The organism is Shewanella frigidimarina NCIMB 400 (assembly GCF_000014705.1).
Classification (GTDB): domain Bacteria; phylum Pseudomonadota; class Gammaproteobacteria; order Enterobacterales; family Shewanellaceae; genus Shewanella; species Shewanella frigidimarina.
Genome location: NC_008345.1, coordinates 4,323,220 through 4,337,520, shown reverse-complemented (window position 1 = coordinate 4,337,520; position 14,301 = coordinate 4,323,220). Strand labels below are relative to the sequence as shown.

Annotated in this window: 16 protein-coding genes; 7 read left to right on the top strand and 9 right to left on the bottom strand. The window is 41.4% G+C overall.

The window, feature by feature from the left end; all coding sequences use genetic code 11:
* Positions 1–241: 241 nt before the first annotated feature.
* Together SFRI_RS18800 and SFRI_RS18795 are read right to left on the bottom strand one after the other, a co-directional pair.
* The gene (locus SFRI_RS18800) at positions 242–970 is read right to left on the bottom strand and encodes an NYN domain-containing protein (protein ID WP_011639073.1); all 729 of its coding nucleotides are present in this window, start codon (positions 968–970) and stop codon (positions 242–244) included.
* Between the two features lie 34 nt (positions 971–1,004).
* Positions 1,005–2,060, bottom strand: coding sequence for a nuclease-related domain-containing protein (locus SFRI_RS18795; RefSeq protein ID WP_011639072.1), 1,056 nt, complete (start codon positions 2,058–2,060; stop codon positions 1,005–1,007).
* A 239-nt stretch (positions 2,061–2,299) separates the two neighbouring features.
* On the opposite strand from SFRI_RS18795, the gene SFRI_RS18790 reads away from it, so the two are divergent.
* Complete coding sequence (locus SFRI_RS18790) at positions 2,300–2,536, top strand: helix-turn-helix domain-containing protein (protein WP_011639071.1); 237 nt, start codon at positions 2,300–2,302, stop codon at positions 2,534–2,536.
* Between the two features lie 64 nt (positions 2,537–2,600).
* Here the strand turns inward: SFRI_RS18790 and SFRI_RS18785 are convergent, their stop codons facing one another.
* The gene (locus SFRI_RS18785) at positions 2,601–3,089 is read right to left on the bottom strand and encodes a TIGR00645 family protein (RefSeq protein ID WP_011639070.1); all 489 of its coding nucleotides are present in this window, start codon (positions 3,087–3,089) and stop codon (positions 2,601–2,603) included.
* Positions 3,090–3,408: 319 nt separating this feature from the next.
* Here SFRI_RS18785 and SFRI_RS18780 point away from each other — a divergent pair, with 319 nt between their 5' ends.
* Both SFRI_RS18780 and SFRI_RS18775 read left to right on the top strand, forming a co-directional pair.
* On the top strand, positions 3,409–3,810 hold the full coding sequence (locus SFRI_RS18780; protein ID WP_041413238.1) for a hypothetical protein: 402 nt from the start codon (positions 3,409–3,411) through the stop codon (positions 3,808–3,810).
* A gap of 515 nt (positions 3,811–4,325) precedes the next feature.
* Positions 4,326–5,075, top strand: a complete 750-nt coding sequence (locus tag SFRI_RS18775) for a class I SAM-dependent DNA methyltransferase (RefSeq protein ID WP_011639068.1) — start codon at positions 4,326–4,328, stop codon at positions 5,073–5,075.
* Positions 5,076–5,360: 285 nt separating this feature from the next.
* On the opposite strand, the gene SFRI_RS18770 is transcribed toward SFRI_RS18775, so the two are convergent.
* The 4 genes from SFRI_RS18770 to SFRI_RS18755 form a co-directional block, all read right to left on the bottom strand.
* On the bottom strand, positions 5,361–5,639 hold the full coding sequence (locus tag SFRI_RS18770; RefSeq protein ID WP_011639067.1) for a hypothetical protein: 279 nt from the start codon (positions 5,637–5,639) through the stop codon (positions 5,361–5,363).
* 196 nt (positions 5,640–5,835) lie between these two features.
* Positions 5,836–6,957, bottom strand: coding sequence for an alpha/beta hydrolase (locus tag SFRI_RS18765; RefSeq protein WP_011639066.1), 1,122 nt, complete (start codon positions 6,955–6,957; stop codon positions 5,836–5,838).
* A 44-nt stretch (positions 6,958–7,001) separates the two neighbouring features.
* Positions 7,002–7,775 carry an SDR family oxidoreductase gene (locus tag SFRI_RS18760; RefSeq protein ID WP_244262844.1) on the bottom strand — a complete coding sequence of 258 codons (774 nt, stop codon included), beginning with the start codon at positions 7,773–7,775 and terminating at the stop codon, positions 7,002–7,004.
* Between the two features lie 85 nt (positions 7,776–7,860).
* A complete protein-coding gene (locus tag SFRI_RS18755) occupies positions 7,861–9,327 on the bottom strand; it encodes a flavin-containing monooxygenase (protein WP_011639064.1) in 1,467 nt (488 codons plus the stop codon).
* A gap of 220 nt (positions 9,328–9,547) precedes the next feature.
* Between SFRI_RS18755 and SFRI_RS18750 the strand changes: the two genes are divergently transcribed.
* Entirely contained in the window at positions 9,548–10,549 is a 1,002-nt protein-coding gene (locus SFRI_RS18750) for an AraC family transcriptional regulator (RefSeq protein ID WP_011639063.1), read from the top strand.
* A 142-nt stretch (positions 10,550–10,691) separates the two neighbouring features.
* Here SFRI_RS18750 and SFRI_RS18745 read toward each other — a convergent pair whose 3' ends face one another.
* Positions 10,692–11,306: an excalibur calcium-binding domain-containing protein gene (locus tag SFRI_RS18745; protein ID WP_011639062.1), complete on the bottom strand. Its 615-nt coding sequence runs from the start codon at positions 11,304–11,306 to the stop codon at positions 10,692–10,694.
* A gap of 308 nt (positions 11,307–11,614) precedes the next feature.
* Here SFRI_RS18745 and SFRI_RS18740 point away from each other — a divergent pair, with 308 nt between their 5' ends.
* Both SFRI_RS18740 and SFRI_RS18735 read left to right on the top strand, forming a co-directional pair.
* The gene (locus SFRI_RS18740) at positions 11,615–12,001 is read left to right on the top strand and encodes a carboxymuconolactone decarboxylase family protein (protein ID WP_011639061.1); all 387 of its coding nucleotides are present in this window, start codon (positions 11,615–11,617) and stop codon (positions 11,999–12,001) included.
* Between the two features lie 155 nt (positions 12,002–12,156).
* Positions 12,157–12,669, top strand: a complete 513-nt coding sequence (locus tag SFRI_RS18735; protein WP_011639060.1) for a hypothetical protein — start codon at positions 12,157–12,159, stop codon at positions 12,667–12,669.
* Between the two features lie 44 nt (positions 12,670–12,713).
* On the opposite strand, the gene SFRI_RS18730 is transcribed toward SFRI_RS18735, so the two are convergent.
* Complete coding sequence (locus tag SFRI_RS18730; RefSeq protein WP_011639059.1) at positions 12,714–13,595, bottom strand: DMT family transporter; 882 nt, start codon at positions 13,593–13,595, stop codon at positions 12,714–12,716.
* A 146-nt stretch (positions 13,596–13,741) separates the two neighbouring features.
* Here SFRI_RS18730 and SFRI_RS18725 point away from each other — a divergent pair, with 146 nt between their 5' ends.
* Positions 13,742–14,233, top strand: coding sequence for a MarR family winged helix-turn-helix transcriptional regulator (locus SFRI_RS18725; protein WP_011639058.1), 492 nt, complete (start codon positions 13,742–13,744; stop codon positions 14,231–14,233).
* The last annotated feature ends 68 nt before the right edge of the window (positions 14,234–14,301 follow it).

Below are 14,301 nucleotides of genomic sequence, written 5' to 3'. Positions count from 1 at the left end.
TGCCACGCATTGTTAAATCTTAGAAGTAAGCTCTGAAGTCAGCAAGTTACGCTGATGCTGAAAGGTGAACCATGAGTATTTGCGAGATGACCGTCCATCCCATGGACGGGATGTTCGAGCCCTCATGGATGAGTTTACGGCGTGTCGGTGAGTGAATGTCATGGTGAGCCTGTCATAGTAGTCAATTCGTTACGAAATTATCGTTGTAAACTATTACTAAATTATCTCGAGACAATAATAGTTATTTCCCCTTACCGTTTGCCGTTTTATGCCTTTTTTTGTCTTTTACCCAAATGACTGAGCCGTTGGTTTTTTTCATATCAAAAAGATCTATAGATGCGAATAAATCACTCAGCTTCTTGAAGCCATAATTACGTTGATCAAACGAGGCATGATTAGAAATATGAGTACCTATAGGTCCTAACATTGCCCATCCGTCATCTTCCTCTACAGCTTCAATAGCTTGCCCCAATAAACTGATGAGCTTTGTGTTCTTGTTTAAGCTTTTAGTGGCTGTAGGTAATGGAATATCTTCACTTGGGTCATCATCGAGAAATAAAAATCGAGAACAACTATTCACAAATGGCATAGGAGCTTTGCGCTCTCCAAACCCGATGATGGTTTTACCATCCGCCAGTGCTCTAGTGACTAAGGGGGTAAAATCGCAATCTGATGAGACTAAACAAATAACATCTACATCTTTTGTATATAAAACATCCATAACATCAATAACCAGTGCCATGTCTGTGGCGTTTTTACCTTTAGTTAAATCGAATTGCTGGATGGGTTGAATTGCATACTCATGCAGCACATCTTCCCAAGTTTTTAAATTAGCATTTTTCCAATTACCGTAAGCCTTACGTATATTTACCACACCATAGCGAGCAAGTTCTGATAACACTTTATCAATTTTCTTTGCAGGAGCATTATCAGCATCAATAAATACTGCGATTTTATCCTTATCTTTCATGTTGACGTCCTAGTCTGAGAATCAGAGTTAATGATTAAATAATTCGTTTTTCAAACCCGCAATCCACACAATTCAAGGTGTAGGTTTCTTTGCGCTTGGTGGCTTTGGTATTTTTACTCATGCATTGTGGGCATGGTAATTTCATTGCTGTGTTTTTACTGCATTGGTTGCAGTTGATGTAGTAACCGAATTTGCCATACATAGGTGTATATTGTGTTGATTCACCGCAATATTTACAGCTTAGTATCGGGTGTTGGTCTGGCGCTAATGCGACAACCGCTACTGGTGCAAGTATTGCGGCAGTAGATTGAGCTAGATGATGAGTGGGCGCTGATGTTGGTTTAGGCCCTTGCTCAAGCTCTAGTTTTAGTTCTGGTCTTTTGAGTATCGTTTGGGTTTGCTTTAGTCCCACCGAAGCATTATTAGCTTGCTGAATATTTGAGTCGATATGTTGGCTAATAAGAAATTGGCCGATTGAATCGAGTTCCCGTTGGCTAAAGTCTGGTCGAGTGTCGGTGACGCTGACCAAGCGGATCAGTTTGTGTTTAAGATTCATGATATTTTTGAGTTCGTCGACCAAAAATTCAGTTTTATACAGTTTGTCCGAAATCTCTTTGGGCATGGGTTTTCTGTCGATCACAGCATTACTGGATACCGCACATAAATAGTGCCAACAACGTCCATTGAAGCCTTGCTGCTTTATACCCAGTAACTTACTTAATATGTCATTCCTATGATGCATGAGCATTTCTTTCAATAAGGCTTGTTGCAGCTCAACTTGCTTGATGGGCGAAGACATACCTGACCATTGACTGTTATAGCTGCGTGTCCACTCGCCTTGGTTGTTCACTTTAACGTGACCTTTTATGCTTTTTGATTCAATGAGCACGAAGCCATAGGTGTATACGATCAAGTGATCAATTTGAGCCGTTTCATCATTAAAGCTGAATTTGAAGTCGTTGATAACCAGTACTTCAGGGTTGTCTTTAAATGCGCGGCGTAAGAAGAAGGCTACATCCTGTTCTTGTTTTTGACCGGCAATCGTTTGCGGCGTTTTGGTCATTTGTAGTGTTTTAGTTTTAAGAATCATTTACCAACAGCATCCATTCATAACTTGATAATAATCAAGCTCATAATATCTATGATGCTGATGAAAAAGCCAGTGTTAATTTTAAAAGTATGGCGTAATCGATTCGATAGTGTAACAACCTACACTTATAACTCATTTGGCAACTTAGATAATTAAAAAGTGTACTTAACTACACTGTTGTTGATCTTGACAGGGGAAATTACAGTAAAGTGTAACAAAGTACACTTTGGACTAACGTGATGACACCTGCACTCAATCAACAATCCTTGGGTTTACTCATTAAAGAAACCAGAAACAATGCGGCATTGACTCAAGATGTGGCGGCGATGCTGTGTGGCGTGACCAAAAAGACCTTAATCCGTGTTGAGAAAGGCAATGATGTTTATATTTCGACAGTGTTCAAAATTCTTAATGGTCTGGGGATTAGTATTGATGCAGCGCAGAATCATAACGCTGATCCTAAAGTGTGGTACTAATCGATAGTAAATAAAAAGCCCTGATGCTGTTATGTATCAGGGCTTTTTATTTGGAGATGGATGGTTACTTCCTAGTAATTTTATCCAAATATCCCATGGCGAAGGCCGATAATACAAAGGTGATGTGGATGAGCAAATACCACATGATTTTGTCGTTCGCGATATTTTCGGCATTCATAAAGACTTTAAGTAGGTGAATAGACGAAATCGCGACTATAGACGCTGCTACTTTATTTTTTAGCGAGCCTGCGTCCATCTTGCCAAGCCAGTTGAGTTTCTCGCTGTTTTCGCCCACATCAAGCTGTGATACGAAGTTTTCGTAACCTGAAAACATCACCATGATGAGTAGGCCACCGACTAAAGTGATGTCGATTAACGATAGGGTGATTAGCACCAAATCGACTTCTTTTATCGAGAAAATATTGGGGATAATATGAAAGATCTCTTGAAAGAACTTTATGCCTAAAGCGAATAAGATTAGGCTTAATCCCAGATAAATCGGCGCCATGATCCAGCGCGATGCATACATCAATCTTTCAAACACTTTTTCCATTAAAAATTAATCCTTCAGATAAAATAGGTAAAAATAACTCAAGTCACTCATTCTAAAACAATAACAAAATGAACGTTAACTGCGCCGACATGCAGTGGCACACGTGATGATGTGTTGCCTGTACACTTTGCATAATGCACAGTGTATTGCATTATGTTCTTAGTGGTCGATATTTAGTGAGGGCAGAGTAAACGTTATTGCCGTCTAAATCATCTATTGTCTATTCATCCCAGACGTTTTTAATCTAAGCCTCAGGTTTATTGATTATACTGTTTTGCTTGGGTACGTATTTCAACACTTAAAAGAGAGATCTATCATTATGGATAAACCTACCAACGCGCCTCGTAAAATGCCTTGGGTTGCGATAAGTGTCATAGCATCCATAGTATTGCTGTTTGGGCTGTTGCTAATGCTTATGCCCAAGGGGTTTACGTCTAATCTTGAACAAATTGGTACGGGCAAACCTGCGGTAGTATTTGTCTATGATCCTAACCTTGTTTCAAGTATTACCCAGACTGAGCAGATGAATGAAGCCCGTTCTCATCTTGGTGATAACGTGTACTTTCTGCTTGCTAGAACAGCAACGCCTGAGGGCGATGCGTTTATCGCCAAGCATAACGCACGAGTAACTGAACTATTCCTCTTTGATTCAGCTGGAAGCCTAACTGAAAGACAGCTTGCGGTAATAGATGCGAATGAGCTGATGCGATGGGTACGTTAGTCATTTTAGCGCGATCGCCATCTGTGATTAGCGAGAGAGTAAGTGAGGGAGTCAGTTGAGAGAGTAAGTGGGTCTGCTTTAACGTTTCATCTGACTTAACGCGGCAATAACTGCGTTGCTTCAACACTATTTTAAAAAGCCCCCATACTTAACAGTATCGGGGCTTTTTAATATCTGAATGGGTAAATAGTATACAACGCTACACTTTATGGCTGGTTTACGGTTTGGCATTACAAAAAGTGTATGTAAGTACACTTTTTATGGGATGTGTAGGATAAATGATATTCCAAACTGTTTAGTACAACATCCTGATTAATTGATGATTAAAAAAAATGCTTTGTGACTTAACGGTATAGGGGGTATTTCTAGCATTTTTGCGAGAGAAGACTCGCTAGATTTTAGTCGTTAGCTATTTATCATGTCTCATTGCTTATTTCTCACTCCTTATTCCTCCATTGTGCAATTTGATATATGATGCGCCACCCTAAATTTGCCTATGTCGCTGATCCCTTTTTATGTCTACCAATGCCCTCTATACCGATTTATCCGGTTATTACGATTTAATGTGCTGTGACATTAATTACCAGCAGCAAAGCAATAGCATCGTGCGCTTGCATCAGTTTTTGGGTAACAGTGGTAAACAGCATTTAGATTTAGCCTGTGGAACGGGGCCTCATGTAAGGCATTTTATCGATTTAGGGTTTCAAAGCAGTGGTCTCGATATCAATCAACCCATGCTCGATATAGCTATGCGTCGTTGTCCTGAAGCGCAGTTTAGTTTGCAAAATATGACTGAGTTTTATGTAGAAGAAAAACTCGATCTTATTACCTGCTTTTTGTACTCCATTCACTACTCACAAGGTATCGAGGCACTTAAAGCCTGTATTGCCAGTGTGCATAAGGCATTAAATACCGGCGGCTTGTTTTGTTTTAACACCGTTGATAAACATAAAATCAATAACAAGGCGTTAGTGAGACACAGTGCCGAATTTGAAGATAGTCAGTTTGTGTTTGAATCGGGTTGGCATTACAGCGGTGAAGGTGAGATGCAATCGCTCAATCTAAGCATTGGCAAAACCCAGTTTGATGCGACGCAGTTATGGCAAGATTCGCATGCGATGGTCGCCACTAGCTTTACTGAACTTGAAGCATTGTTAAGCCCGTATTTCGATATTCAAATATTTGAACACGATTACGACAAAATCATCCCTTGGGATTTAGCATCTGGCAATGCCTTATTTGTGTGTACGAAACGTGAGATTTAGTGGTTAAGTTTTTAGCTGCTATTCACTAAGGTTTTTAAGCGATAATGCTTATAAGCCGGAATGAAACGTTGATCTTTAGATTATAAATAAGTGGTTCGGACGAATACTTTTAAACATGAACCATTAAATTGCGAAAGTCGAATTGGAGTGAGTGGATTCAATTTAGTCGCATGCCTGTGGAGCTTCACCAGCTTTCAAATACCGATTTTTATAGACTAGAATTTATAAAAATAAGTATTTGAATGTGGTCAGCCATCATCATTAACAATGGCTGTTGATGGGGTTTTACTGTGCGGTATCAGTAAATTCAGCTTGAACCTTGTCTAATTCTTGCTGATTTTTAAGCTCAACTTGTTGCTGTTTTTTAATGCTGACTTCTTCTACTAGTGCCGCTTGTCTTTCTTTAAGGCTGTGTTTCTCATCTTTGGTCAGAAACTTAAACGCTTTTTCATTGGCAAGTGCATACGCAACGACATCTTCGCCTTTTACTCTGCGTTCATCCACTCGTTTTGAAAAACGATCGTTATCTCGAGCTTTACGCTCTTCGGCATTTAACTTACTCATTGGTGTATCCTCATTAGTTAATCACGGTAGGGGTCACTACGCTCAGTCAAACAAATGAGAATTGCACATTCATAAAGCTGATCGGCGCATTTTAGCATAAGTTGGCTTGTTAGCCTGTAATACATGGCGTCTGAGTAAACTTTATCATCTGTTGGTGGTTTCTAGAGTCGGTTCTGCTGTCAGTTACCTATAACGATCATTCATTAAAGCTGTTTAATCCCATTGCGATGTTATGAGTGGCTTGTTTGGCGCGCGCGCTGAGTTTTGTGATTGAAATAAAGCCATGCATGCAATCATCAAAATGCTGGTGTTGGGTGTTGATGCCTGCCGCTTTTAGGCGCTGCGCATATGCAATGCCATCATCCCTTAATGGATCGTAACCTAGGGTTAAGATGTAACTTTTTGGTGATTCGCTGATGTCTTTTGCTTGTAGTGGACTCACTAATGGCAGAGTAACTTCGTCGAGAGAGTGTAAATATTTTAACCTGAAATAATCCATTAAATCGCGGGTGAGTATTAACTGTTTATTGAAACGGCGATAAGACTCGGTTAAGCCTTGTAAATCTACCATTGGGTAGATTAAAAACTGAAATGCGGGTGTTACTTTTGCCTGTACTGGTAGTGATGTTTGCAGTGAATGTAAACCGATGATACACGCTAAATACCCTCCAGCGCTGTCACCACCTACGCCTATGTGTTGTGGATTAATATTAAGTTGTTGATGGTTGGTGTTGATATAGTTCCACGCTTCGATGGCATCACAAATCGGGATGGGGAATTTATGTTCTGGGGCCAATCGATAACCGACTGAGATAATGTTCATGTTGCCATGTTTAGCCAGATAGCGGCAAAAGTGATCGTGAGTGTTAATACTGCCAATAACGCCGCCGCCACCGTGAAAGTACACTAAGGTTTTTTGAGGTTTGGTGGCGCTGGGATGGTAGATGCGAAGCTTTATTCTGTTGGCGATGGTATGGCTGCTATCGCTGGCGCTATGTTCGTTCAAAGGAATAGTGCCCAAAAGAGGAGTGCCAGTACTCACCGGGACCGTTAAATTAATCACCTTATCCATTTCAATTTTAGTCAGCCCCAGTACTCGGTCCATCGCTAGAAATACATATCTGAATAATGTGACTGGCAACTTGTATAGCGGCGCTAATGATAACCACTTGGCAACCATTAATTGTTTCGCTTCAAGCTTGGGCGCTTGTAGACGTTTGCCTTGTAGCGGCTCGCCTTCCAGTGGTTCGTTTAGTGATGGCTTGTCAGTTGATGATTTGTCTTGTGACAATGGTGTTGGCTTATTAATGTTATCCATTTTTATGGCCTTTTATTATTGTTAACTGATTAAAACCACATGTTTTATCGACTTAGCCACTTCATCGCTAGGCGATTGATAAATGCCGGTGATACGTTATTTAATCTATGCAATAAGCCATAAAAAACACTGACTGTTCTATGGGTTTTAGGCTGTTTCACTTGTTTATCAATCACAGCGACTACGTGTTCAGCAGTGATATTCACGCCGAGTCGTTGCATGACTTTGGCGCTGTTTTTCTGCGCCTTAAGCATATTGGTTGCCACAAAGGGCGGCATGACATCGCATACGCTGATGCCGTACTTTTTCCACTCAAGTTCCAGCGCCTCGGTCAGTGCTTTTACGGCAAACTTACTGGCCGAATAGCTGGCTAATTCTGGTACACCATAATCGCTACTGGCTGATGACATGTTGATAATAGTACTTGTGCCGGAATTTTTTAAATATGGCCATGCAGCATGACACAGATTCATGACCCCGATGACATTGACACTTAATGTGCGCTGATGATGTTCGATAGGGATGTCTTCAAAGGGGCCTATTTCCAATATGCCGGCATTATTAACTAATATAGCCAAGCAGTTATTATGTTCCGCACAAAATTTAGCCATGGCGTGTTGTACTTGTGAAAAATCACTGACATCTAGCTGAAACAACCGTACTCGAGTTCTGTCCCATATTTCGGTGGCCTGTGTTAATTGCGCTAAATTGATGTCGGCCATACCGACCCAATAGCCCTTTTTGTGAAAGTGTTTTGCAGTCGCTAAGCCAATGCCGGAAGCTGCGCCGGTAATAAATATAGTATTTTTATTCATCATAAACCTGGTTTTTCTAGTATGAGTCAATCAGCACGAGTGAATCAATACGGGTGGATATGTAAGGATGAAAAGGTGGATAAGCCAATTAAAATGATCGGGTATTAAGGTGTTCCATCTGCGGCTGTTTCATTTCATCAACCCATCGCTGCCAGGTGTAGGGCCATAAAATTGGGTCGCCATCGGCATCTAAATACCAACTTTGGCATCCTCCAACCCAGCTAGTGCCCTTTAACCCCTCCTTTACGTAGGCATTAAAGTCGTCAATGGCTTGTTGCTTGGCTTCAAACTCATCAAATTCATGCTCACGCCATTTATCGATCAGTTTAATAACGTAGTCAGTTTGCACTTCGCTCATGGCGATAACGGAGAAGTTACCAATAGGTGTGTTGGGGCCGAGCATTAAAAAAAAGTTAGGGTAGTCGCTGAGTAACATTGATCGATATGCTTTGATTTTATGAGCCCAGGCTTTATCAATGTGCAAATTGTTACGCCCAATTAGATTCATGGGGCGCATAAAATTAAATGCATTAAAACCGGTCGATAACACCAATACGTCTAGCTCATGGTGTTTACCGTCTTTAGTGATAATGCCTGTTTCAGTTATGCGCTCAATGCCTTCTGTTATTAACTCAGCATTGGGTTTTTGAATGCCTTTATAAAAGGTGGTGTTGATAATGACCCGTTTGCAGCCTACTTGATAATGAGGTCGTAGCTTTTCGCGTAAGGTTTTGTCTTTAATGCTTAATCGTAAGTTGGCTTTACACAAAAAATTTAACGCATGCTTTTGGATAAAGTGTCCCGTGACTGCTTTGGTAAAAAAATGTTCTAGAAAAAACTTGCCCATATTGCGATGAATTTTGGTGATGATGGGAAAGCGAGCCATTAACTTTCGGCTGGTTTTTGAAAAAGTAAAATCGGGCAGATGCATTAGCCATTGTGGTGTGCGCTGAAAAACTGAAACCTTAGCACCGGTTTTAATCAATTCGGGTATGGCCTGTGCGGCCGTTGACCCAGTACCGATAACTCCAACACGGGTAGAGGCGGATATGTCGACATTGTGATTCCATTGGGCGGTATGGAATGTTGTACCTTTAAAATCTTTTAATCCGGGAATGTCTGGAAATTGTGGATGGTGCAAAATGCCCGTGGCGCACACAATAAAATCAGCGATGTAGGTTTGCTGCTGGCTGGTTTTTACGGTCCATTTGCCATTGGCATATTGTGCATCGGTAACGGCTTCGTTAAAGCGAATGTCTCGTTTAACATCATATTTATCTGCTACGTGCTCAAAGTATTGTTTAATCTCTGGTCCATGGGCAAAAAAACGACTCCAATTTGGATTAGGTTCAAATGAATAGGTATACATGTGAGCGGGTACATCACAGGCAGCTCCAGGGTAGGTGTTTTCTCGCCACGTTCCGCCCACGCAGTCTTTTTTCTCCAATACTACAATGTCGGTGATGCCAGCTTGGCGCAGTTTAATGTCCATTAAGATGCCCGTCATACCTGCACCAATGATCACCACAGAAGGATTTCGTTTAACTTGGGTCATCACGCCCTCTATTATTATGGTTATTTATCAGATAGTTTGGTTTTTGTGATTAGCCATCTGTATTTTTACTTGTTACGTTGAGCATTAATTTCTCGATAGCGGACCATTCAACAGTTGTTAACAAATTGTATTATCTATCCAGCATAGGAAATTATTGTTCATTGATCTACGCGCTAAAGGGACGTATATTTGTGATTTTAAGACATGGCAGCCTTAAGTTATGACATTTCGCAGCATTACCAGTGTGCAAATTATTGTGTCCTATGGCATTGAGCAGGGCATTGAGCAAGAGCGGTTGCTGCAAGGGTCTGGTTTGGTGGGCGCCCAATTAACCGATCACGAGCAATTGGTTGAAGAAAAACAAGAATTACAGGTGTTAAATAACCTCATGCTCAATACTTCATGCCCATTCAAGGTTGGAATGGAGTTAGGTTGCCGTTATCACCTGACCAGTTATGGCATCATGGGTTATGCTCTATTGGCGAGCAGCACTGCGAGAAAGGCGATTGAATTAGGCTTACGTTATCTAGATTTAACCTATGTTTTTTCACAGATAACATTAACTGAGCTTAAGGACGATTTATCCCTAAGGTTCTCATGCGACATTCCTGGTGAGTTAGGTGAACTGGTGTTAGTTAGAGACATGTTGGGCGCTGCGATGATCCAACGAGAAGTATTTGAAAGTAACGACTTACCGATAAAATTGCAGTTTACGTCGCCTCAGCCCGCAGGCTTGTCACTCGAAGGTATAAAGCAAAAACTGGGTGCTGAGATCCAATTCAATGCTAGTTATAACGGTTTTACTGGATTAACACCGCTATTAGATCTGCCATTATTAAAAGCCAATGAAGCCACCGCCAGATTATGTGAGGCGCAATGCAACCAGCTACTGCAACAAAAGCAAAACTGGAACCCTGTTGCTAAGTTGGTCAAAGACACCTTAGTACACTTAGGCTTAGCAGCATCAATGGAAGATATCGCCCAGCATTTGGCTCGAACGACTCGCACTTTGCATCGTCAACTAACACTAGAACAAACCAGTTGGCGCCAGGTGCGTGACGATGTGCGTTTTGGCATAGCCGAAGTGTTATTATTAACGCCGATGCAACTTGATGAAATAGCCGAACGCCTTGGTTTTAGTGATGGGGCCAATTTTAGCCACAGCTTTAAGCGCTGCAAAAATATAACCCCAAGCCAGTATCGAAAGCAGGCGAAAAAATAGCGATAGCCGCCTGTGCCAAATAGATAAAGGCTAGCTGGAACCTTATGCCTGAAGCCTCATATCTAAGGTCTAAGATTTAGCACTCTAGTGCCCAAGCAAGCGGTTAGCCAGAACCAGCTTTCTATGATTCATTCCTTAATGTTTAATTACAGAACTGCCTTTCACATGGAACTCCGTCCCCATCACCATCCATTTCAGTTCCTGGACAGTTACGGATATAAAAGGTTGCTTCTGCACATGAGCGCATTTGGCTGCAGTGTGTTTTACCAGCTTCGCATCTGAACTGTGGTTGTAGATTGATTGAGCTTGGTTTTGATACGGTTGGTGTCCACTCCATCTGTTCAACATCTGCATTGGTGAGCACTGGCGTGGCGGTCATTTTTTGATATTGTTTATAACCGAAAATACCAACCCCAAGCAGAATAATAAGCATGATCAAACGGCCAAGCACGGGACTTGAGCGGTAGTTTTCGTCATGATGAGATTGGTTGTTTCGATGATGTTGGCCAGTGTGAGACGCTGGTCGAATAGTGTTTGACACAACTGCGACGCCTTCAATACTGGCTTTTACGGCTTTGACTTTGCCATCGGGTTGGTTCTCGCGATGAAATAGTATCTCATCGCCAACAATAGGCTTTCTGGCCATGTGCTTTAGGGTTGAGATGTGAATAAAGACATCTTGATTATCACCGGTTTCTGGCTTGATAAAACCAAAGCCTTTTTCGGTGTTCCAACGAATTAACGTGCCTCTTTCCATGGCGATACCATTCCTTGATAGTCATTAAGTTAATAAAAATCATGATGTAGAATCATGCTTTTAAATCAGCAACATAATACCTATAACTACAGTGTTTTAGCCAGTAATTTGATTGAGTTTTTAGATAGAGTCATAAAATATATCCGCCACGCTTACCTGCTAAGGTAAAAACTGAATTGATATCGACTTGGGCACATTATCAACTGACTGCAACAAAAGCGTGGTGTTATTTAAGATTAAGTTTAACGTGTATATAGGCAGGATTATTTTGATGAATTAACCAAAAGTGAAAATAGAGGGGGCCACAGATGAATGATGAACAATACCAAAAAGGGCTTGAGGTACGTCGCCAGGTAATGGGGGACGCTTATGTCGATAAAGCGCTTAGTAATGTCACTGATTTTACTCAACCATTGCAAGCGTTAGTCACTGCAAATTGTTGGGGAGAAGTGTGGGTGCGAGATGCTATTTCTAAGCAAACGCGCAGCCTAATCACTATTGCAACACTGGCAGCATTAAAGGCACCCACTGAATTAAAGGGCCATGTTCGTGGGGCATTACGTAATGGATGTTCTATTGAAGAAATTCAGGAAGTATTGCTGCATTCAACCGTTTATTGCGGCATGCCGGCTGGTATTGAGGCTTTTCGGGCAGCGAAAGAAGCCATTGAGGAATGGCAGCTAGAGAATAGCTAGCTGAATGACATGTTTATACTTTGGGTAAAAATATGCTGCAACGGTTACATTTGGTTGTAAATGCAGTCAATTTTTATCTGAATTTGGCAACAAGCAATCTTTTTGCCGTTTGCTTGCGTATAACTGAATAAGCTATTTATCAACAAGGATTACAGATGCGTTTTTTAATGATTATTGTGGCTTTACTGCTGAGTGCTTGTAGCACCAGTTATCCAAACCAGGCTATTACAGGGCAAGATTTTCCGTCGGTGACAGGGCAAACACTTGAAAAAGAGTCGATGGCTTTTCCTGACGATTTACAAGGTAAAATGTCGCTGTTGTTGATTGGTTACAAGCAAGATTCACAGTTTGATATTGACCGCTGGTTGATTGGCCTAGATATGACCCAAACTCAAGTGGCGGTATATGAAGTTCCGACCATACAAGGGTTGTTTCCTAGAATGTTCAGTCCTCTGATTAATAATGGCATGCGTGCTGGTATACCCAAGCCATTATGGAAAGGTGTGGTCACCATCTATAAAGATGGCGACCAAGTACAAGCCTTTACCGGTAATGAAAATCCTAATAATACTCGAGTCGTGCTACTCAATGAGCAAGGTAAAATCATTTACTTTTATGACCAAGGCTTCTCTGTCGATGCACTTAATCAGTTAAGAGCTCTGCTTTAGTTACTCGTTTTAGTTACTCACTCGATGGCTCGCTTAATCGCTTGCTATCGCACGGAGCTTTTTTGGCGTATTAGCTGAATTAATGTTGGCGCGATAGAGGCTAAAATCATTCCGCTCATCAATAAATATTGATGTGGAGTGTATGATTCGGCCATTAATACTAGGCCACAGACGATGCCCGCTATTGGGTTGGCAATGCCGCCAAAAGTAAAGTCGACCACCGACATACGTTGCAGTAACCACACATACATACTGTAACCGAGTACGGTATTGAGCAAGATTATCCAGCTTATACCAAAGCCATTAGTCAGACTAAATTGGCTGACCACATCGATATATTGCTGTGGCGAAAAGAGTGCCTGAATACCCGCAACAACCAATAGTAATGTGCCGCCGATAATCAATTGCCAGGTGAGTATCGTCCACCAATGAATGCGCGACCCTAACGCTTTGGTCATCGTGCTGCCGATAATAATGCAGCTGATTGCGGCAAACATTGCGACTAATCCTATGGGGTTTAAGCTAATGGAGCTTGGGTCAAACAGCATCCAAGCTAAGCCAATTAACACCGCTCCAGACAGTGCTTGTAGCAAATTAGGACGTTTTTTACTGATTACCCAATGAAATAACATTGCGAATACCGGCACTGAAATCATTCCGATGCCAGAAATAGCCGATGGCAGCGTCAGTGCCATGATAAAAATCAAACTGAAAAACACCGCAATGTTAATGGCACCGAGTTTAATTAAAATAGACCAGTCGGTTTTTTGCGGTAGGCTTGGTTTAATCGCCAGTAGAATCAGTCCTGCAGGCAGCGCACGAAGGGCACCGAGTAATAATGGTGGCCAGTCTGGCAAAGTAAGTTGGGTCATCGCATAAGTTGTACCCCAAAAGAATGCAGGGATCATAGCCAGTAAAATATTCATAAACTACCTTTATATTAAATATCTTCATGTAAAGATAAGTGCCGATTCTGGACTGTTAAGTTATTTTTGTAAAGTACCTTTTTATGAAGTATCTTTACGTTAAGTTTTTAAGCTGTGTTTTGAGTGCCAAATGATAAGGGTGAGGTATGGAGGATATTGATAGAGTTGTAGCGCAATGGGACGAACAAAAGCCGCATTTAGATACTGAGCCAATGGCGATTCTTGGGCGTTTTTTGCGTTTGCAAAAACACATAGAGGCTGAAATATCAGCTTGTCATAAGCAGTTTGACCTGACTATGGGTGAGTTTGATGTACTGGCGACATTAAGACGTAATGGTAAACCTTACACCTTAACCCCTTCGAAATTATTATCGTCGATGATGTTAACGTCTGGCGCGATGACAAATCGTTTAGACAAGCTTGAATCTAAAGACTTAATTGCACGCGTACACAGCACTGAAGACAGGCGCAGCGTATCGGTAGCTTTGACTAACAAAGGCCTTGCCATTATAGATGAAGCGATTGAGGAGCACGTACGCATTCAACACAAACTGGTGGCAAGCCTTTCAGATTCTGAACTGCCCGAGCTCAACCAATTGTTCAAAACCTGGTTAGCTGGTTTTGAAGGCAATCAATAGCGATTGTGAGCAGAGAAATCACAATAATCCCATATTAAAAAAGTAACATCGTAAATTTATTATGATAA

What these genes read in the sequence shown, in the direction of transcription:
- SFRI_RS18785 (WP_011639070.1), bottom strand. Translation starts at nt 3,089, where the DNA reads ATGGAAAAAGTGTTTGAAAGATTGATGTATGCATCGCGCTGGATCATG.
- SFRI_RS18725 (WP_011639058.1), top strand. Translation starts at nt 13,742, where the DNA reads ATGGAGGATATTGATAGAGTTGTAGCGCAATGGGACGAACAAAAGCCG.
- SFRI_RS18740 (WP_011639061.1), top strand. Translation starts at nt 11,615, where the DNA reads ATGAATGATGAACAATACCAAAAAGGGCTTGAGGTACGTCGCCAGGTA.
- SFRI_RS18735 (WP_011639060.1), top strand. Translation starts at nt 12,157, where the DNA reads ATGCGTTTTTTAATGATTATTGTGGCTTTACTGCTGAGTGCTTGTAGC.
- SFRI_RS18765 (WP_011639066.1), bottom strand. Translation starts at nt 6,957, where the DNA reads ATGGATAACATTAATAAGCCAACACCATTGTCACAAGACAAATCATCA.
- SFRI_RS18755 (WP_011639064.1), bottom strand. Translation starts at nt 9,327, where the DNA reads ATGACCCAAGTTAAACGAAATCCTTCTGTGGTGATCATTGGTGCAGGT.
- SFRI_RS18775 (WP_011639068.1), top strand. Translation starts at nt 4,326, where the DNA reads ATGTCTACCAATGCCCTCTATACCGATTTATCCGGTTATTACGATTTA.
- SFRI_RS18780 (WP_041413238.1), top strand. Translation starts at nt 3,409, where the DNA reads ATGGATAAACCTACCAACGCGCCTCGTAAAATGCCTTGGGTTGCGATA.
- SFRI_RS18795 (WP_011639072.1), bottom strand. Translation starts at nt 2,060, where the DNA reads ATGATTCTTAAAACTAAAACACTACAAATGACCAAAACGCCGCAAACG.
- SFRI_RS18750 (WP_011639063.1), top strand. Translation starts at nt 9,548, where the DNA reads ATGACATTTCGCAGCATTACCAGTGTGCAAATTATTGTGTCCTATGGC.
- SFRI_RS18760 (WP_244262844.1), bottom strand. Translation starts at nt 7,775, where the DNA reads ATGATGAATAAAAATACTATATTTATTACCGGCGCAGCTTCCGGCATT.
- SFRI_RS18790 (WP_011639071.1), top strand. Translation starts at nt 2,300, where the DNA reads ATGACACCTGCACTCAATCAACAATCCTTGGGTTTACTCATTAAAGAA.
- SFRI_RS18800 (WP_011639073.1), bottom strand. Translation starts at nt 970, where the DNA reads ATGAAAGATAAGGATAAAATCGCAGTATTTATTGATGCTGATAATGCT.
- SFRI_RS18730 (WP_011639059.1), bottom strand. Translation starts at nt 13,595, where the DNA reads ATGAATATTTTACTGGCTATGATCCCTGCATTCTTTTGGGGTACAACT.
- SFRI_RS18770 (WP_011639067.1), bottom strand. Translation starts at nt 5,639, where the DNA reads ATGAGTAAGTTAAATGCCGAAGAGCGTAAAGCTCGAGATAACGATCGT.
- SFRI_RS18745 (WP_011639062.1), bottom strand. Translation starts at nt 11,306, where the DNA reads ATGGAAAGAGGCACGTTAATTCGTTGGAACACCGAAAAAGGCTTTGGT.